The organism is Pseudomonas sp. NPDC086251, from assembly GCF_044746405.1.
GTDB lineage: Bacteria > Pseudomonadota > Gammaproteobacteria > Pseudomonadales > Pseudomonadaceae > Aquipseudomonas.
This window is the reverse complement of sequence record NZ_JBIVBY010000001.1, coordinates 183,286-200,274: the sequence shown is the minus strand read 5'-3', so window position 1 is coordinate 200,274 and position 16,989 is coordinate 183,286. Positions and strand designations below refer to the sequence as shown.

Sequence of the window (16,989 nt, the reverse complement as noted above, 5' to 3'; positions counted from 1 at the left end):
GCGAAGAGGCCATCAGCCCCAACAAATCACTTGGATTTGAGCTTCAAATACGACTGATGCAAATCCGCCGCCCAACCATCGATCACGCCTTTGACGTCATCGGCCTTCATCACCTGAGCGTCGTTTTCCAACGGTTTGCCGGTGCCCTTGCGCACGACCTGGGCCAACACATGATTATTGCCGCCGTCGAGAAACACCGCTTCAGTCGACAGGTCGGTTTCCTGATCGCGAATGCCACTGGCCGTGCTGACCGCCGCCGCTACCAGGGCAATCGGGATCACTTCATAAGGCTTGAGGCCTTCGGTTTTGCTGCTGACCGCGGTGATCGCCGCACGCACTACGATCACACCGGGGCCAGGACCTGCGGCCAGTGGAAGGGATTTACCAATTTCACGCTTGAGCGCCTGATCGTAGTAACCGGTGATGCCGTTGAGGGTCGCCTGAGGGATTTTCACCGTCGGTTGAGGCTTGGGATAAAGCTGGGTCGGTTCGACGTAGACGCTGGTGAATTTGCTGACGTCGAGCTTGGGATCGACCCAGCGCATCACCGTGGCACCCGAGGGCGACTTGGCTTCCTTGAGCTGGCTGTAGTCCTTGAGAAAGCCCGAATACTGGTCCGGCTCAACGACTTTGCTGGCACAGCCGACCAATCCGATCGAGGCCATGCACACCGTGCTCATCATTAACGCTAGCTTCATGCTGTAACTCCTGTAAGTAGATCGATAACGGTACAAGCGAGGGTGGTACAGGTATAGCCAATGCAGCGCTTTTTGGTATTGAAAATCACAATGTTCATCTAACGCTGCACAGAGACCACAACCGTCATTTGACAGACGCCGGCCATCCGGCAAAGCTGCATCTCGCATGAACGCGCGCCTGACGGCAAACGCACCTGGACTACGGAAGTCGCAATGCCGAAACATAACAATAAAGCTGTAAAGCCAAACCCTGGTTCGCCACCGACCTTGATTAATCGCTACCTGTTTCCCGTCATCATCGGCGTTCTGCTGGTGGCCGTCGCGGGCATCGGCTGGTTTCTGCTCAGCAGCAACCCGGCCCCCGTGACCTATGCACCGGTCAGCGCGCCCGTGGTTCAGCCGGTCAAACCGCAACCGGTTGCCGCGCTGCCGGCGAAGATGGTCGATGAGCAACAATGCCAAGGCTGCCACAGCGAACAGGTCAAGGATTGGCAGGGCTCGCATCACCAATTGGCGATGCAGCAAGCCAGCGCCGACACCCTGCTCGGCGACTTCAACAACGTCACCTTCAAAGCGGAAAACGAGACCACCCGTTTCTCGCGCAAGGATGACGGATTCTGGGTCAACACTCCCGGCATTGACGGCAAGAACGCAGACTTCAAAGTGGCCTATACCTTCGGCATCGCACCGTTGCAGCAATATTTGATCGAGGTCGGCGACGGTCGCTTGCAAGCCCTCGGCGTGGCCTGGGATACCGAGAAGCAGCGCTGGTTTCACCTCTATCCGGGCCAGGGCGTGAACTTCAAGGACCCGCTGCACTGGAGCAAGCCGAGCCAGAACGCCAATTTCATGTGCGTCGAGTGCCATACCACCGGCTTCAAGCGCAATTTTGATGCGGTAAAAAACACCTTCGACAGTCAGTGGAACAGCCTCGGCGTCGGCTGTCAGGCCTGTCACGGCCCGGCGTCCAATCACCTGGAATGGACGGCGAAAAAGACTGACCTGATCCACGCCGGTTTTGTCGTCGACCTCAAGGACAAGAACGCCACCGTCGAAATCGAAACCTGTGCCCGTTGCCACTCCCGCCGCGCCCCGTTGGGTGATGGTTACACCGCGGGTAAACGTCTGATGGATGACTACCTGCCGAGTGCCCTGACCCGCGAGTTGTATGCGCTGGACGGCAAAATCAAGGATGAAGTGTTCGAACACGGCTCCTTCGCCCAGAGCAAAATGTTCGACAAGGGCGTGCGCTGCAGCAACTGCCACAACCCGCACAGCACCGCGTTGAAGGCGTCGGGTAATGGCGTCTGCCTGCAATGCCACAACACGGCCGGCAAAACTGCCGTCGAAGGTGTCGATGGCAAAGGCCTGCAAGCGAAAAATTATGATTCCATCGATCACACCCGCCACGCCATGGGCCAGCCAGGTTCGCAGTGCGTGGATTGCCACATGCCCGGCAAGTTCTACATGGGCAATGACTTCCGCCATGACCACAGTTTCAGTATTCCCAACCCCGAGCGGGCGAAAAAACTCGGTACGCCGGACGCCTGCCTGACCTGTCACCAGGGCAAGGCCGGTGACAAGGTCACCGAGCAATTCAAGTTGTGGAACACCGCCAATGCCAGCGCCGCACAGGCGCCGCGCTATGACGAAAGCCTGTGGCTGATTCGCAACGGTCAGCCCGGCGCCGCACAAGCCCTGTACGAGCAACTGCAACGCAGCAACCTGCCAGCGATTCAACGGGCAACGCTGCTGGCGGAACTGGCGATGTACCCCAGCGAACAGGCACTGAAACTGGCGACCAAGGACTTGAGCCACCCGGCACCGCACGTGCGTGAAAGCGCCGTTCGGGCGATCAGCGCGTTCCTGCCGCCACCGCAGCGTGCGCCGTTGTTGACGCCGTTGCTGAGCGATCCGGTGAAGGCCGTGCGCATCGCTGCCGCTCGGGATCTGTTGAGCGTGGCCCGCACCGGTTTGGGCGCCGCCCAGGACAACTGGAATGCGGCCATTGCCGAATACGAAGCCGTGCAGAAGAGCCTCGCCGAACGCGCCGAAGCCAATCTCAACCTGGCCATGCTCTACCAGGCCAGCGGTCGCAGCAGTGAAGTCGAAGCGCTGCTGCGCACCGCCCTCAAGCGCGACCCGGACTTCTATCCGGCGTTGGTGACCCTGGTGCAATGGCTGGAAGCCAGCGGACGTGGCCAGGAAGCTCAAACGCTGCTGGCGCAAAGCCTCAAGGAACACCCGAACGCCGCGCTGCTGCAACATACCCAAGGCTTGTCGCTGGTGCGTGCGGGTAAATCGGACCAAGCCATGACCGCCCTGCACAAAGCCGCGCAACTGGAACCGCAGAACGCCCAATACGGCTACGTCCTGGCCGTGGCGCTGCACGACAGCGGCAAAATCGACCAGGCCTGCGAAGAGCTGGAACGGTTGTTAAAGGTCCAGCCGGCCAATCGCACTGCGCGGCTGTCGCTGATCCAGTACTACCTGGACAACGGGCAAGAACCCAAAGCCCAGGTGCTGCTGCAAGGCTGGAAGAAAATGAACATGGGCGATCCGGCGTTGAAGTGATAGCGGGCGGATCCGAAGGCCCCTTCGCGAGCAAGCCCGCTCCCACATTTGATCTCCAGTGAACACAAGATACGTGTACACCATCGATCAAATGTGGGAGCGGGCTTGCTCGCGATGGCGTCCGTGCGACCCCTGATTAGGTTAGGGGTAAATACCCAGTCGGCGACTCTTACCCGATTGTGATAGCGGATGGAGACTCATTCATTCGAATTTTGCGTGATATCACCGAGCCACTAGTATAAAGTTCCTGCCGCGAAATAACCCCTGAATAACATTTCGAGGCTACATGAAGCACGCCTCGGCCAATGACGGCAAAGCCCTGTCTCAAGGAACAACAATGGAAGCTCTCCGCAAGCTGTTTACCGTTACCGTCCTGACCACCACACTCGTGACTTCGGGCTGCGCGAGCATCGTCGGGAACAGCAAGTACCCGGTGAACGTATCGAGCACCCCAAGCGGTGCCAACTTCACGATCACGAACAAGGCCGGTGTGGTCGTGCATAACGGCTCCACACCCAATACCGTGACGCTGCCTTCCGGTCGTGGCTACTTCAAGGGCGAGGCCTACACCATTACCTTCAAGAAAGACGGTTACGCCGATGCCAGCACCACACTGGAAACCAGCATGAGTGGCTGGTACTGGGGCAACATTCTGATCGGTGGCCTGATTGGTTTGCTGGTCGTCGATCCGTTGACTGGCGCAATGTACAAACTGCCCGAGGGCGCCGCAGGCAACCTTGGCAACCCATTGCCCGGTGAAGCACCAAAAGAGCTGACGCTGCTAGAAATCGATCAGCTGTCACCCCGCGACCAAGCGGCGCTGATCCGTATCAACTGACAGCACTCGGCGCATCCTGCGCTCAAGGATGCGCCCTCTTCGCCGACGGTTTAACCCCGTCGGCGAAACAACGGCCGCGGCTCAATCACCGAACGTCCGTACAACACGCTCATCCCCGCCAACCCTTTAAGCGCGTCCTCCGCAGATTTGTCTTCGCGCACCGCGAAGCTGTCGAAACCGCATTGGCGCATATGGCTGAGCTGATCACGCAACACATCACCCACCGCGCGTAACTCACCCGTCCAGCCCAATCGCGTGCGCAGCAAATACGCCTGGCTGTAGGCACGGCCGTCACGAAAACTCGGAAAATCCAGGGCAATCAGCGGCAGGTGCGCAAACCACGGCTTGAGGCTTTCCACCTCGTCGTCCGGCCCGAGCCACACGCCCTTTTGCGGTGGCCCTTCAAGCCAACGGGCCAACGGCAGAATCACTGCACCGGCCGGCCATTCCTCATTGACCTCCCGCACCAGCGTCCAGGGATCGTCGGCGTCAATCCGCGCCACGCCGTCGTCCAATCGCAGCAGATTGTTCATGCCGACACCTCCAGCAGTTTCGGATAAACCTCCTCTTTGAACGGCTCCAGCCCGATGCGCTGCAAGGTGTCGACGAACAGTTCTTCGCTTTCGCGGTAACGGACGAAGGTGGCGATGATCCGTTCGATCACGTCGGGCACTTCAGCGGCGCTGAAGGACGGGCCGATGACTTTGCCCAGCGCGCTGTTCTTGCCTTGCGAGCCGCCGAGGGTGATCTGGTACCACTCGCTGCCGTTCTTATCGACCCCCAGAATGCCGATATTGCCGATGTGGTGGTGGCCGCAGGCGTTCATGCAACCGGAGATATTGAGGCTGATGTCGCCCAGGTCATGCAGGTAGTCGAGGTCTTCGAAACGGCCCTGGATCCCTTGGGCGATCGGGATCGATTTGGCGTTGGCCAGCGCACAGAAGTCACCGCCGGGGCAGGCGATGATGTCGGTCAGTAAACCGACATTGGCGCACCCCAGGCCTTGCTCGCAAGCCAGGCTCCAGAGCCCGAACAGATCTGCCTTTCGCACATCCGGCAGGACGATGTTCTGCTCGTGAGCGATGCGAATTTCACCGAAACCGAATTGCTCGGACCAGGCGGCCACGGCGTCCATTTGTTCGCCTGTGACATCACCCGGCGGTGAAGCAATGCCCGGTTTCGTCGACAGCACCACACAGACGTAACCCGGCACCTTGTGCGGCTGGACATTGCGCGTGACCCAACGGGCGAAGACCGGATTCTCGGCCAGGCGTGTGCCGAACTCCAGGTCGGTGTCGGACAGCGTGCGGTATTCCGGCGCGACGAAGGCACTGGCCACACGCTCATACTCGACGTCGGTCAACTGCGCCGGACCGTCCTTGAGATACTGCCACTCCTCCTCCACTTCTTTGGCGAAGGCCTCGATGCCCAACGCCTTGACCAGAATCTTGATCCGCGCCTTGTATTTGTTGTCCCGCCGGCCGTGGCGGTTGTACACCCGCAGCACCGCCTCGACGTAGGACAGCAGGTGCTGCCACGGCAAGCCCTCGCGGATTTGCAGACCGAGGATCGGCGTACGCCCCAGCCCTCCACCGACGATCACCCGCAGGAGCATTTGCCCGTCCGCGCCCGGATAAAGGTAGAGGCCGATGTCGTGCATCATGATCGCGGCGCGGTCCTGCTCCGCCGAGCAGATGGCGATCTTGAACTTGCGCGGCAGGAACAGGAATTCCGGGTTGATGGTCGACCATTGCCGGAGGATTTCCGCCAGCGGTCGCGGGTCGATCATCTCGTCCGCCGCAACCCCGGCGAAGGCTTCGGTGGTGATGTTGCGCACGCAGTTGCCGGAGGTCTGGATCGCGTGCATTTCCACCTGGGCCAGGCGTTCGAGGATGTCCGGCACCTGGGCCAGTTCGATCCAGTTGAACTGCATGTTCTGCCGGGTGGTGAAGTGACCGTAGCCGCGATCGTAATCACGGGCGATGCTCGCCAGCGTGCGCAACTGATGGGCACTCAGGGTTCCGTAAGGAATCGCCACGCGCAGCATGTAGGCGTGCTTTTGCATGTACAGCCCGTTCTGCAAGCGCAACGGCAGGAACTCTTCCTCGCTCAACTCACCCGCCATGAAGCGTTCGACCTGATCGCGGAACTGCGCAACCCGCTCGAATACCAGCGCCCGGTCATAGTCATCGTACTGATACATGTGGCTACCTCATCAGGATTGATCGGGCTCTGCACATCCCCTGTGGGATTTCACTGAGCTTGAAGCGCTATGGCCCGTTTTCGATGGGTTGACTATGCACCTGCGGCGCAGTGCGTTACAGATTCACCTGAGTTCAAAAAAACCATATCAGCGCGCGGCAGATCGCCGCAGGCATGCGCCCTATCTGATCCGCATAAATGAAGTTTTCCTGAGTCTGTTTTGTTTCCGGCAGGGTTTCTACAGTGCATCACAGGCCAGGCCGGGTGGTCTGGGAAGACTTTGCAACCGTGGAAGCATTGACCATGAGCACAGCAACAATCGGACAGGCCTATAACTACAAGGTCGTCCGCCAATTCGTCGTGGCGACCATCGTCTGGGGCGTCGTGGGGATGGCGATGGGGGTGTGGATCGCCTCGCAACTGGTGTGGCCCGAGATGAACCTCGACCTGCCGTGGACCACCTTCGGCCGCTTGCGACCGCTGCACACCAGCCTGGTGATTTTCGGTTTCGCCGGCAGCGCGCAATTCGCTGCCAGTTATTACGCGGTACAACGCACCTGCCAGGTGCGGCTGTTTTCCGACAAGCTCGCCGCGTTCACTTTCTGGGGCTGGCAGTCGGTGATCGTGGTGATGCTGATCACCTTGCCGCTGGGCTACACCACCACCAAGGAATACGCAGAGATCGAGTTCTCCGGCGCGGTGTGGATGACCGTGGTATGGATCGCTTACGCCATCGTGTTCTTCACCACCGTGGTGCAGCGCAAGACCAGGCATATCTACGTCGGCAACTGGTTCTTTGGCGCGTTCATCGTGGTGATTGCGATGCTACACGTGGTCAACCACCTGGCGATTCCGGTGGACTGGTTCAAGTCCTATCCGGTGTATTCCGGGGCCACCGACGCCATGGTGCAGTGGTGGTACGGGCACAACGCCGTGGGGTTTTTCCTGACCACCGGTTTCCTCGGGATGATGTATTACTTTGTGCCGAAACAGGTCGGGCGGCCGGTGTATTCCTATCGGTTGTCGATCGTGCATTTCTGGGCGCTGATCACCCTGTACATCTGGGCTGGCCCGCACCATTTGCACTACACGGCTTTGCCGGACTGGGCGCAATCGCTGGGCATGGCGATGTCGTTGATCCTGCTGGCGCCGAGCTGGGGCGGGATGATCAACGGCATGATGACGCTGTCGGGCGCCTGGCATAAATTGCGCACCGACCCGATCCTGCGCTTCCTGGTGTTGTCCCTGGCCTTCTACGGCATGTCGACCTTCGAAGGGCCGATGATGGCGATCAAAACCGTCAACGCCCTCTCCCACTACACCGACTGGACCATCGGCCACGTGCATGCCGGCGCGCTCGGTTGGGTGGCGATGATTACCTTCGGTTCGCTGTACCACATGATCCCGAAAGTCTTTGGTCGCGAGCAGATGCACAGCACGCCGCTGATCAACCTGCACTTCTGGCTGGCGACCATCGGCACCGTTCTCTACATCGCGTCGATGTGGGTCAATGGCATCACTCAGGGTTTGATGTGGCGGGCGATCAACGACGACGGCACGCTCACCTATTCCTTCGTCGAAGCCTTGCAGGCCAGCCATCCGGGCTTCGTGGTGCGCTTTGTCGGTGGGGTGTTCTTCCTCAGCGGGATGCTGCTGATGGCCTACAACGTCTGGCGCACGGTACGGGTTGCCGACGTGGCGATGGCCGAGCGTGAAGCGCAGATTGCCTGAGGCGAGGAGCTTGAGATGATGGAGATCGTGCTGAATGTGTTGGGCGTGACCGGGCTTTGGCTGGCGGTCGAATACTGCTTGAAGCACGAGACGGCGCAGAGCCTGGAGGATGCCAGCCTGATTCCGTTTGCCGATGACCCGGAGGTGGCGCGGCGGGTGGAGTTGGCAACGGGGAAGACGGTGAAGGCCGTTGCGCCTGAAGTCGCCAAGCCGGGCTGGGGAAACCTCGAAATTTGATCCAACGCCGATCATTGTGGGAGCGGGCTTGCTCGCGAAAGCGGTGTGTCAGGCAACATCAGTGTTGATTGTGCCGACGCCTTCGCGAGCAAGCCCGCTCCCACAGGGTTGTGTGCCAGTGTCAGAGCATTCAGCTGCGCTCGCGGGGGATCAGGCTCTGCAGTTGCTGCGCCAGAAAGTTAGCGTCAAACGCGAAGGTGTCCGGGTCTTTCAGGCCATTGGTCTTGCGCCACTGCCAGTTGCTGGACGGCGGCAGGCACACCAGCGAAATGCTGCCATAACGCGCGGCGGTCAGGCCCATCACGGCCAATGAAATCTGTCCGCCCGCGCCCATCACATCCGGAACGAACTCCACCGGTTTGCCAGCGATCACAATGGACAGCTTCTCGGTCTTGAAGGTCGACGTCTCGACGGGCACGCTCGGCCCCGAGGCGACATACGCTTCGCGGCTCACTTCCAGCAGATTCGGCGCCTGGACCGGTTCCAGCCACTGCTGGATCTGATCGAACAGCTCACCAATGCGCGTCGCCCACACGGCCGATTGCGACTCAAACAGTTGTTTCTTGTGCGCTTCGCTTTCTGCGTAGTGGCGAAGCATCTCACCCAGTTGCTGTACGTCGTCCATTGCGGTGTTCCTTTGGTTGAAGCGGTGCTGCGGACTTTGAGCATGGCAGATGCGCGCAACGGGCGTACGACTAAAAGTGTGAGCGGTAGTGGCTGGGGGTCATGGCCAGGTATTTGCGGAAGGCGCTGCCCATGTGTGACTGATGGGCGAAACCGCTGTCGAGAGCGATATTCGCTAGAGACTGGTCAGTGGTTTCGATCATCCGACGGGCCGCTTGCAGCCGGACTTCCACAATGTAAGCGTGGGGCGTCAGGCCGATCGCCCGGGTGAAGTCGCGCAGAAAGCGCAGCTCGTTTTGCCCGTAGGTGGCGGCGAGTTGTTCCAGCGTCAGTGGCTGATGGAACTGCTCGGCGATCTGATCCAGTACGCGGGTGAAGGCCTTGGGCATGGCGCGGTGGGTGGTTTCGCTGTGCCGTTGAGCAAGCCCGATGAAACCCAGGGCACACTGCTCCAGTGCCAAGGTGTCGGGTTGCGGTGAAAGCAACAGCCGCCGCACCTCCCGGGCCAGATTCAGCGCCTGCCGATTGCCCGAAGACTGCACACGGTGGCCCACGGCGGGCAAATGCTCGCTGGCCAATTGCTGGTCCAGGCGCATCAGCAGGTATTCGCCACCGCTGGCCGATTCGGAAAACACTTCCACGTCAACCGGGGTGTAGGCCAACACGCCGGGCAATGTGTCGAAATCGACCCGCTGATCCGAATCGATCGCATGCACGCCTTGTTGCCGCTCCAGCGTCACGCCCAGGGTTTGCCACTGCGCAGGGTCCCGCGCGCTATACGCCGCGCGAGGCAACAGTTGCAGGCAGAGTTTGCCGCCCAGCACGTCCTGGCTCAGCACTGAAGGCATGTGAAATTTCCTGATAGATCGACACCAAGATTCACGGGAGACTCTCAAGCAAAGGGTTGCCAACAACAGGAGCACAGCATGCGCACCATCGGCCTTATCGGCGGCATGAGCTGGGAGTCCAGCGCCGAGTATTACCGCCTCATCAACCAACAGGTGCGCGACCGGCTCGGGCCGTTGCGTTCGGCCAAATTGCTAATGTACAGCGTCGACTTCGGGCCTGTCGAACAGGCCCAGCATGCCGGGCGCTGGGACGATGCGGCGTTGATCCTGGTGGAGGCGGCGCGGCGGCTGGAGGCTGGCGGCGCCGATTGCGTGGTGCTGTGTACCAACACCATGCACAAGGTGGCCGGGCAGATTCAGGCAGCGATCAACATTCCGTTCCTGCACATTGCCGACCCGGCCGGTCAGGCGGCGGTCGACGCCGGTGCGCTGAAGGTCGGTTTGCTGGGCACGGCGTTCACCATGGAGCAGGACTTTTTGAAGGAGCGCCTCGCCGCGCAAGGCTTGACCGTGCTGGTGCCGGAGGCCGAGGAACGTCAGGCCGTGCACCGGATCATTTATGACGAATTGTGCGTCGGGGTGATCAGCGAGACGTCGCGCCAGGTCTATCAACAGGTCATCGAATCACTAGCCCGGCGCGGCGCCCAGGCCATCATCCTCGGTTGCACCGAAATCGGCCTGCTGATCAAATCCGAACACAGCGCCCTGCCCTTGCTCGACACCACCGAACTGCATGCGCAGGCGGCGGTGGCGTTTGCGCTGGAAGACTGACCTAAGAGGATTTGGGCATGGAACGCAGACGCGCCATGCTCAAGGTATCGACGAATACACCGTCACGCACCGCGTAGTCGCGGAACACGCCTTCGTTTTCGAAGCCGAATTTGCGGTACAGGGCAATGGCGGTTTCGTTGTCGGCGTAGACCGAAAGCTCGACCCGGCGCAGGTTCATCCAGTTGTCGGCGATGTCCAGCGCCGCCGCGAGCAGTTTCGAACCGACGCCCTTGCCCTGCCAGGCCTGTGCGACGCCCATGCCAAAGCTCCCGGCATGGCTGCGACGGATCCGCGAAAATTGCTCCAGGGTAAGGCTGCCGATCACCGCCCCTTGATGCAGTGCCACCAGTTGCACCACTCGCTCGTTGTCCGACACCAGGCGTTTGCGCCAGGTCTCGGTGGAGGGAAACGGTATTTGCAGGGTTTGGCGAGCGATTGAGGGTTCGTGGTAAAGCGCAGCGATGCCCTCGATGTGGGATTCGTTGAGGCGTTCGAGGGTAATGACATACTCGGTGGCGGTCATGGGTGATTCATCCTTGAGGCAGACATGGCCGTTCACTCTACAACGCAATGTTGCGATGTGGCGAGAAAGAGGGAGTGTCAGTCGACATCTATGCAGCTGATCCACCGCCTTCGCGAGCAAGCCCGCTCCCACATTGGATCTCCAGTGAACACAACTTTGCGTAAGACTGGAGATCCAGTGTGGGAGCGGGCTTGCTCGCGAAGAGGCCGGCATGTTCAGCCTCAATGTTGGCTGGTAAACCGCTTTCGCGAGCAGGCTTGTTCCCACAGGGTCAGCCTTCGAACCATTCCCGGCGTTCGTTGAAGGTGTTGTGGATCAGCTCGACAATCACCTGCACACCATCCTCATCCTGAGAATCGGCATTGACCGCCATCCATACCTGGCGTTGCATCGGCTGGCTGAACAGTCCGGGCAATGCAATCAATCCCCGGTCGAACTGGCTCATGTAGTGCGGCAACAGACCAATGCAGGCGCTGCATCGGATCATCTCCAGCAGCAATTCGTACGAATGCAACTGCACCACCCCGGCCAGACGTTCATCCACCACGCTGTTCCACGGTCGAAAACTCTCAACCTGATGGTCATGCTGCCATTGCACCAGCATGAAATCGGCCAGGTCATCGAGGCTGTCCGGTCGGGCCGCGACCCGCGAATAACGCTTGGCGATGTGCGGCAGGTAGTCGAGCTGCGCCAGCCGTTGGGGTTCGCTGGTGGCAAAACTCGGGCCTGGCAGCGGCGAGTCGGGGCTCGCCAGCCACACCACCACATCGGCACTGACGGCCTGCAACGACAACTCGCTGTCCAGGGAAATGATGTCCAGGCGCACGCTGGCGTTGCGGCGTAACAGCGAGACCAGGTCGCGGCCGAGGATGTCATGCAGGATGGTTTCGGCGACCGCCAGACGAATGAGTGGCTGTTCGATCACCGGCACGTCGCGTTCGTGAGCCAGGGCAATCAATTGCGCGTGCAGCTGCAACCCGTCACGACTGAGCGCAAAGCCATTGTCTGAGTGGCTGAACAGCGAGCACTGCAACTGAGCTTCCAGTTGCGCCAATTGTTTGCGCAGCAGAGTGGCCTTGATGTTGAGACTGCGGGCTGCCTGCATGAAACAGCCGCACCGCGCACAGACCCAAAAGGAATGCGCCAGCACGGGATCAAGGCCCGCCGCCAGCGAGCGCCAGGAGGGGGTTTTGTCTACGGGCGCGCGGTACTCGGCAATACGCTGACGGCCGCTGGTTTCCATGAATGGCATCGGTGACTCCCTGTCTTTCTGTCCTTGAAGGTTTCATCCTGCGTAACCTTCATGAAACTGGTATGACAGCAGGTTCAATCACTCGGGGTTTGGCGGAAACTGACCGCCAGGCGATTCCAGCTGTTGATGGTGGTGACGGCAATGGTCAGGTCGACCATCTCGCCTTCATTGAACTGCTCCCGGGCCAGGGCGTAGACGTCGTCCGGTACGTGGTTTTCAGAGAGCAAGGTGACCGCTTCGGTCCACGCGAGCGCTGCGCGTTCCCGGGGGTTGAAGAAGCCGCTGTCGCGCCAGACTACAATCGAATACAGCCGACGGTCAGTCTCGCCGAGTCGCCTCGCATCCACCGAGTGCATGTCGGTGCAAAAAGCGCAGCCATTGAGCTGCGAGGCACGGATCTTGATCAGGTGCAGCAGCGCCGGTTCGATGCTGAGATGGCTGGTCAAGGCCTCCATGGCAATCATGGCTTTCATCGCCTTGGGCGATGCGCTGTAGTAATCCAGACGGGGGTTCATGGGGCAACCTGATTGATCGGACGTGTACCTCCAAGGTAGACGCTGATGCACCGGCGTTACAGATCCAATTCAGCGAAAAACCGCTGCACCACTCAGGCGGCAGACCAATCCTCGGTTTTTCGCCCACGCAACTATTGCGCAGCACCTCATGCGGGTAATCTGGCGCGACGCACACGCGCCCCAATTGCCCCAGGAGCCACGCCGGTATGGAACTTCATGTTGTCATCAACGGCCGCAAGGACCTGGCAGGCCAGTTGTACAACCAACTGCGCAGTGCCATCGAATCCGGCCGACTGGCAGCCGGGACGCAATTGCCGCCCAGTCGTTTACTTGCAGAACAGCTGGGCATTTCGCGCAAGACCATTTCCGACACCTACGCCCAACTGACCTACGAGAACTTCCTCACCGGGGTGATCGGCAAAGGCACCTTCGTCAACGCCCGGGCGTCGAAAATCACCCGCAAACAGAGCCATTCCGAACTGGCGAGTTTTGACGTCATCGAGTCCTGGCGCACCCTGCCGGTGTTCCTTCGTCATCCGACCCTGGAAGGTTCGTTGCGCTATGACTTCATTGGCGGCGCCACCAGCAAGGGGCAGTTTCCCCAGGATGACTGGCGGCGCTGCACCTCGCACGCGTTGCGCCAGATCGCCGGTTCCAAGGGCTTCTACAGCTTGCCGGAAGGCCTGCCGGCACTGCGCAATGCGATAGCCCGGCATATCGCGTTTTCTCGCGGGGTCAATTGCCAGGACGAAGACGTGGTGGTGTGCAACGGCGCTCAACAGGCACTGGATTTGATCTCTCGGGTGCTGACCCGGCCGGGCAGCCTCGTCGCCATGGAAGACCCCGGTTACCCGCCGGCACGCTTGTTGTTCGGCAGCCACGGCGCCACGGTGATCGGAGTGCCGGTGGATGCCGAGGGCATTCAGGTGGACAAGATCCCCCATGGCACGCGGCTGATTTACGTCACGCCGTCCCACCAGTTTCCGCTGGGCATGCCGATGAGCCAGGAGCGCCGGGTAGCGTTGCTCGCCAGGGCCCATGAACTGGGCGCGATCATCATCGAAGACGATTACGACAGTGAATTTCGCTACGAAGGCCGGCCCACCGATTCGCTGCAAAGCATGGACGAACGCGGGATCGTCGCCTATGTCGGGACCTTCTCGAAAACCCTGCTGCCCGAACTGCGACTCGGCTATGCGATTCTGCCGCCGGCGATTCTCGAAGCGGTGATCCGCGCCAAGCAGCTCACCGACCTGCACACCTCCACCCTGCCCCAATGGGCGCTGGCCAAATTCATCGCCGAGGGCTGCCTGCTCAAGCACATCCGGCGCTGCCACACGATCTATGCCGGGCGCCGGGAGCGAATTCTGGCACGCATGGCGGGCGATCTTTCACCGTGGCTGGAAGCCGTGCCCACCACGGCCGGATTCCACATGGTGGTTATGTGCAAAATGCCTATCGATATTCCATTGGTGATCGAACTGGCGAAAAAGGTCGAAGTCGGGGTTTATCCCATCGACAGTTTTTTCTACCAGCAAGCGCCAAGGGACGGGCTTTTCCTCGGTTTTGGCGCGATCGAAACCCTCGACATCGACATTGCCCTGGATCGCCTGCGGGACATTTTGCAGCAGGTGGCGTGAGGATTGGTCTGCTTTTTTATCCTCTGATTGGCTATTGGCGGTCCACAGGTGCAGGCCTATCCTGCTTAGGCGTAATCCCTCAATGAGCAGGATTCGTCCAGCCTGATTCAGGAGTGTGAGCAATGTCCAACGAAGTGATCAATACCGTAAAGGTGCAGGCCGCCGCCGGCCGCTCGGATGAACTGGGTAAGCAACTGCAAAAGATTGTCGAAACCCTGCGCGAACTACCGGGCTGCGATTCCTATATGGTCGACCGCTGCCCCGAGGACGGCAACCGCTGGACAGTCAGCGCCCGCTGGCAATCGGAAGCGGCCATGCAGATGCATTTCAACTGCCCTGAAGTACAAGGCTTCATCGGCTTGATCGACAGTCGCCTGGCCAACAGCGTCGACTTCAACAGCTTTCCTATCGTTTTGTGATTAGGTCGCAGTCTTCGGCTACTCCTACAGGGCACTGGGTACCCCTGCAGAAGGCGTCGGAGGCTGCGATCTTCTGCGTTCAAAGCCCCTGATTGGTCTCCTCGGGTTCACGAAAATTGGAGGTTTGCCCAGCCACCGGCGCGAACTATCGTGGTCCCTGACGACTAACCCACGCAGGTGATGAACCATGAACGCAGTCCGTTTGTTTGCAGCCCCGCTCGCCGCCCTGGCCTTGACCGTTTCCGCCTCGGCATTCGCCCACGAAACCGGTGCCCCTTCGGAAAAAGTCACGGTGTTGCAGGACCAGATGCTGAAAAACGCGCCTGGTAAAAAAGCGCTGATGATCGAAGTCGATTACAAACCCGGCCAGTCGTCCATCGCGCACAAACACGAGGGCACGGCCATGGCCTACGTGCTTTCGGGCTCGATCATTTCTCAAGTGAAGGGTGAAAAGGCGATCACCTACAAGACGGGTGAATACTGGTACGAGCCAGCGGGATCGGAGCATCTGGTGTCGAAAAACGCCAGCGCGACCAAACCGGCCAAGTTGTTGGTGTTCATGGTGTTGTCGCCAGATGAGAAAGTGTTGATCCCCTTGGAAAACTGATGGCTGTTACGCCAGCTATAAATAATCAGGCTCGAATCATCGATTCGGGCCTTTTTATTGCTCAGGGCAATTAACCGAAGTTGTTTAAACCAAACAAAACTATTGGTCACCTGATAAGCGCGGACATTGGCTATTTCATTAAGTCATTCCCGGTTTAGTCTGGAGTCACTGCCGTCACCCTGGCGGCCACTTGAACTTCCAACTGAATGTTGTTTCACGGGAGAAACATCATGAAACTCGCGCTTGTCAGTACGTTAACGGTGACCGCTCTTTTAACCGGCTGTTCGATTCCAACGGCACCTTCTGCGGTCTCTTCGCTGGACGGTATCTTTACCCAACCGGTGGGACGCAGCAGCGCCACGAGCATCCCCAACGGCAGCACTGTTTCGCTGGGCATCGTCTACAGCCGCAACACCCAAACCAACCGCGCCTACCTTCAGGACTACCAGGCCAACGCCGGCACCGGTTTCGGCCAGAGCCTGCTGGTGCAATCGATTCACGATGCCTACGTCGCCACCTCCAAACCCGATATGGCAGTGGACTGGGTCAAGGCTTCGTTGCAGCGCCAGTTCGGCTCGGTGACGGTGTACCCGGACATGCAAAGCCTTCGGGCGGCAAAACCGGATGTGGTGGCAATCGTCGACAGCCGCAGTCAATTGATGACATCTCGCAGTTCGGACATTCAGGCCGATGTCAGTGCTGACTTTTATGATTCGAACTTTAACTACATCGGCACCGCACAAGGGCATGATGCGAAGGCGCTGAGCCCTGTATGGGCCGACTATAAACGCAGTGAAGAGATCGTCGCGGACATTAACGAACAACAGAATGTGCAAGTCAGGGCGCTGCAGAAGTTTGACCAGTCGCTCAATAATTTATTGACCAGACCGACAGATAAAGTGTCGATGACAGAAAGCAATACTGGGCGGGCGTTGTATTGATTGTAATGGCCTCTTCGCGGGCGAGCCTCGCTCCTGCAAGGGTTGTGTGGGTCATAAAAATACACACGACACAAAACCTGTAGGAGCGAGGCTTGCCCGCGAAGACATTCGACCAAACCCTACAAAACCTCCAACTCAAAAAGGCCTCGTATTGACGGGGCTTTTCGTGAACATAATGCGACGCCCCACAAAAAACACGGCCTGCCTGTTAACTGAGGCACCTGCAATACGTTAACCAAACATAAAGAAATTAATAATTACGACCTACCCTTTCAAAAAACATTATAGATAGGAAGCAAAACATCACTCACACCACATAAATAATGGAAATATTATGAATAAAGATCAGGAAAGATCGTTCATTGCCTACCTGTCCACGCCAACCTATGAATTGGAGATAGATCAGAGCAACCCGCCAGGCAATATCCTGGGCACCACGTTCACCTTTACTTACCTGGATGGCGAACTCGTCCCAGTGGCAAGAAGCAGAAAATCGATCATTCCAATGAAGGTGCATTTTCTGGTGTTATGACGACTATTACAACATCCAGATACTCAATGGCTCCTCC

General features: G+C 59.2%; 18 protein-coding genes. 10 read left to right on the top strand and 8 right to left on the bottom strand.

Going from position 1 to position 16,989, the window contains the following annotated elements; all coding sequences use genetic code 11:
- Positions 1-26 precede the first annotated feature (26 nt).
- On the bottom strand, positions 27-698 hold the full coding sequence (locus tag ACIPL2_RS00960; RefSeq protein ID WP_401352043.1) for a DUF3313 domain-containing protein: 672 nt from the start codon (positions 696-698) through the stop codon (positions 27-29).
- 213 nt (positions 699-911) lie between these two features.
- Here ACIPL2_RS00960 and ACIPL2_RS00955 point away from each other — a divergent pair, with 213 nt between their 5' ends.
- Together ACIPL2_RS00955 and ACIPL2_RS00950 are read left to right on the top strand one after the other, a co-directional pair.
- Positions 912-3,272, top strand: coding sequence for a tetratricopeptide repeat protein (locus tag ACIPL2_RS00955; protein ID WP_401352041.1), 2,361 nt, complete (start codon positions 912-914; stop codon positions 3,270-3,272).
- A 337-nt stretch (positions 3,273-3,609) separates the two neighbouring features.
- Positions 3,610-4,110: a hypothetical protein gene (locus tag ACIPL2_RS00950; protein ID WP_401352039.1), complete on the top strand. Its 501-nt coding sequence runs from the start codon at positions 3,610-3,612 to the stop codon at positions 4,108-4,110.
- A 50-nt stretch (positions 4,111-4,160) separates the two neighbouring features.
- Here ACIPL2_RS00950 and ACIPL2_RS00945 read toward each other — a convergent pair whose 3' ends face one another.
- A complete protein-coding gene (locus ACIPL2_RS00945) occupies positions 4,161-4,643 on the bottom strand; it encodes a DUF934 domain-containing protein (protein ID WP_401352037.1) in 483 nt (160 codons plus the stop codon).
- A complete protein-coding gene (locus ACIPL2_RS00940) occupies positions 4,640-6,313 on the bottom strand; it encodes a nitrite/sulfite reductase (protein ID WP_401352034.1) in 1,674 nt (557 codons plus the stop codon). The genes ACIPL2_RS00945 and ACIPL2_RS00940 overlap by 4 nt, the downstream gene beginning before the upstream one ends.
- Positions 6,314-6,615: 302 nt before the next feature.
- Here ACIPL2_RS00940 and ccoN point away from each other — a divergent pair, with 302 nt between their 5' ends.
- Positions 6,616-8,043, top strand: a complete 1,428-nt coding sequence (ccoN, locus tag ACIPL2_RS00935) for a cytochrome-c oxidase, cbb3-type subunit I (protein ID WP_401352031.1) — start codon at positions 6,616-6,618, stop codon at positions 8,041-8,043.
- Positions 8,044-8,058: 15 nt separating this feature from the next.
- On the top strand, positions 8,059-8,280 hold the full coding sequence (locus ACIPL2_RS00930; protein WP_401352029.1) for a cbb3-type cytochrome c oxidase subunit 3: 222 nt from the start codon (positions 8,059-8,061) through the stop codon (positions 8,278-8,280).
- A gap of 130 nt (positions 8,281-8,410) precedes the next feature.
- On the opposite strand, the gene ACIPL2_RS00925 is transcribed toward ACIPL2_RS00930, so the two are convergent.
- Positions 8,411-8,905 (bottom strand): hypothetical protein, encoded by a 495-nt coding sequence (locus tag ACIPL2_RS00925; RefSeq protein WP_059403489.1) that lies wholly within the window; start codon positions 8,903-8,905, stop codon positions 8,411-8,413.
- Between the two features lie 70 nt (positions 8,906-8,975).
- The gene (locus ACIPL2_RS00920) at positions 8,976-9,752 is read right to left on the bottom strand and encodes a helix-turn-helix domain-containing protein (protein ID WP_401352027.1); all 777 of its coding nucleotides are present in this window, start codon (positions 9,750-9,752) and stop codon (positions 8,976-8,978) included.
- 78 nt (positions 9,753-9,830) lie between these two features.
- On the opposite strand from ACIPL2_RS00920, the gene ACIPL2_RS00915 reads away from it, so the two are divergent.
- Complete coding sequence (locus tag ACIPL2_RS00915) at positions 9,831-10,523, top strand: aspartate/glutamate racemase family protein (RefSeq protein ID WP_401352025.1); 693 nt, start codon at positions 9,831-9,833, stop codon at positions 10,521-10,523.
- A gap of 1 nt (position 10,524) precedes the next feature.
- Here ACIPL2_RS00915 and ACIPL2_RS00910 read toward each other — a convergent pair whose 3' ends face one another.
- The 3 genes from ACIPL2_RS00910 to ACIPL2_RS00900 form a co-directional block, all read right to left on the bottom strand.
- A complete protein-coding gene (locus tag ACIPL2_RS00910; RefSeq protein WP_401352023.1) occupies positions 10,525-11,046 on the bottom strand; it encodes a GNAT family N-acetyltransferase in 522 nt (173 codons plus the stop codon).
- Positions 11,047-11,317: 271 nt separating this feature from the next.
- On the bottom strand, positions 11,318-12,298 hold the full coding sequence (locus ACIPL2_RS00905) for a LysR substrate-binding domain-containing protein (protein ID WP_401352021.1): 981 nt from the start codon (positions 12,296-12,298) through the stop codon (positions 11,318-11,320).
- Between the two features lie 74 nt (positions 12,299-12,372).
- The gene (locus ACIPL2_RS00900) at positions 12,373-12,813 is read right to left on the bottom strand and encodes a carboxymuconolactone decarboxylase family protein (RefSeq protein WP_401352018.1); all 441 of its coding nucleotides are present in this window, start codon (positions 12,811-12,813) and stop codon (positions 12,373-12,375) included.
- A gap of 206 nt (positions 12,814-13,019) precedes the next feature.
- Between ACIPL2_RS00900 and ACIPL2_RS00895 the strand changes: the two genes are divergently transcribed.
- From ACIPL2_RS00895 to ACIPL2_RS00875, 5 genes are all read left to right on the top strand, one after another.
- Positions 13,020-14,453, top strand: a complete 1,434-nt coding sequence (locus tag ACIPL2_RS00895; RefSeq protein ID WP_401352016.1) for a PLP-dependent aminotransferase family protein — start codon at positions 13,020-13,022, stop codon at positions 14,451-14,453.
- A 122-nt stretch (positions 14,454-14,575) separates the two neighbouring features.
- Positions 14,576-14,872, top strand: coding sequence for a putative quinol monooxygenase (locus ACIPL2_RS00890; protein WP_401352014.1), 297 nt, complete (start codon positions 14,576-14,578; stop codon positions 14,870-14,872).
- Between the two features lie 187 nt (positions 14,873-15,059).
- A complete protein-coding gene (locus ACIPL2_RS00885; RefSeq protein ID WP_401352013.1) occupies positions 15,060-15,479 on the top strand; it encodes a cupin domain-containing protein in 420 nt (139 codons plus the stop codon).
- Between the two features lie 230 nt (positions 15,480-15,709).
- Positions 15,710-16,420, top strand: a complete 711-nt coding sequence (locus tag ACIPL2_RS00880; protein ID WP_401352011.1) for an ATPase — start codon at positions 15,710-15,712, stop codon at positions 16,418-16,420.
- Between the two features lie 334 nt (positions 16,421-16,754).
- Positions 16,755-16,952: a hypothetical protein gene (locus ACIPL2_RS00875; protein WP_401352009.1), complete on the top strand. Its 198-nt coding sequence runs from the start codon at positions 16,755-16,757 to the stop codon at positions 16,950-16,952.
- The last annotated feature ends 37 nt before the right edge of the window (positions 16,953-16,989 follow it).

Coding starts and splice junctions, on each gene's coding strand:
- ACIPL2_RS00930 (WP_401352029.1), top strand. CDS start 8,059: ATGATGGAGATCGTGCTGAATGTGTTGGGCGTGACCGGGCTTTGGCTG.
- ACIPL2_RS00875 (WP_401352009.1), top strand. CDS start 16,755: ATGAATAAAGATCAGGAAAGATCGTTCATTGCCTACCTGTCCACGCCA.
- ACIPL2_RS00915 (WP_401352025.1), top strand. CDS start 9,831: ATGCGCACCATCGGCCTTATCGGCGGCATGAGCTGGGAGTCCAGCGCC.
- ACIPL2_RS00885 (WP_401352013.1), top strand. CDS start 15,060: ATGAACGCAGTCCGTTTGTTTGCAGCCCCGCTCGCCGCCCTGGCCTTG.
- ACIPL2_RS00950 (WP_401352039.1), top strand. CDS start 3,610: ATGGAAGCTCTCCGCAAGCTGTTTACCGTTACCGTCCTGACCACCACA.
- ACIPL2_RS00920 (WP_401352027.1), bottom strand. CDS start 9,752: ATGCCTTCAGTGCTGAGCCAGGACGTGCTGGGCGGCAAACTCTGCCTG.
- ACIPL2_RS00905 (WP_401352021.1), bottom strand. CDS start 12,298: ATGCCATTCATGGAAACCAGCGGCCGTCAGCGTATTGCCGAGTACCGC.
- ACIPL2_RS00955 (WP_401352041.1), top strand. CDS start 912: ATGCCGAAACATAACAATAAAGCTGTAAAGCCAAACCCTGGTTCGCCA.
- ACIPL2_RS00910 (WP_401352023.1), bottom strand. CDS start 11,046: ATGACCGCCACCGAGTATGTCATTACCCTCGAACGCCTCAACGAATCC.
- ACIPL2_RS00945 (WP_401352037.1), bottom strand. CDS start 4,643: ATGAACAATCTGCTGCGATTGGACGACGGCGTGGCGCGGATTGACGCC.
- ACIPL2_RS00925 (WP_059403489.1), bottom strand. CDS start 8,905: ATGGACGACGTACAGCAACTGGGTGAGATGCTTCGCCACTACGCAGAA.
- ACIPL2_RS00960 (WP_401352043.1), bottom strand. CDS start 698: ATGAAGCTAGCGTTAATGATGAGCACGGTGTGCATGGCCTCGATCGGA.
- ccoN (WP_401352031.1), top strand. CDS start 6,616: ATGAGCACAGCAACAATCGGACAGGCCTATAACTACAAGGTCGTCCGC.
- ACIPL2_RS00940 (WP_401352034.1), bottom strand. CDS start 6,313: ATGTATCAGTACGATGACTATGACCGGGCGCTGGTATTCGAGCGGGTT.
- ACIPL2_RS00880 (WP_401352011.1), top strand. CDS start 15,710: ATGAAACTCGCGCTTGTCAGTACGTTAACGGTGACCGCTCTTTTAACC.
- ACIPL2_RS00900 (WP_401352018.1), bottom strand. CDS start 12,813: ATGAACCCCCGTCTGGATTACTACAGCGCATCGCCCAAGGCGATGAAA.
- ACIPL2_RS00895 (WP_401352016.1), top strand. CDS start 13,020: ATGGAACTTCATGTTGTCATCAACGGCCGCAAGGACCTGGCAGGCCAG.
- ACIPL2_RS00890 (WP_401352014.1), top strand. CDS start 14,576: ATGTCCAACGAAGTGATCAATACCGTAAAGGTGCAGGCCGCCGCCGGC.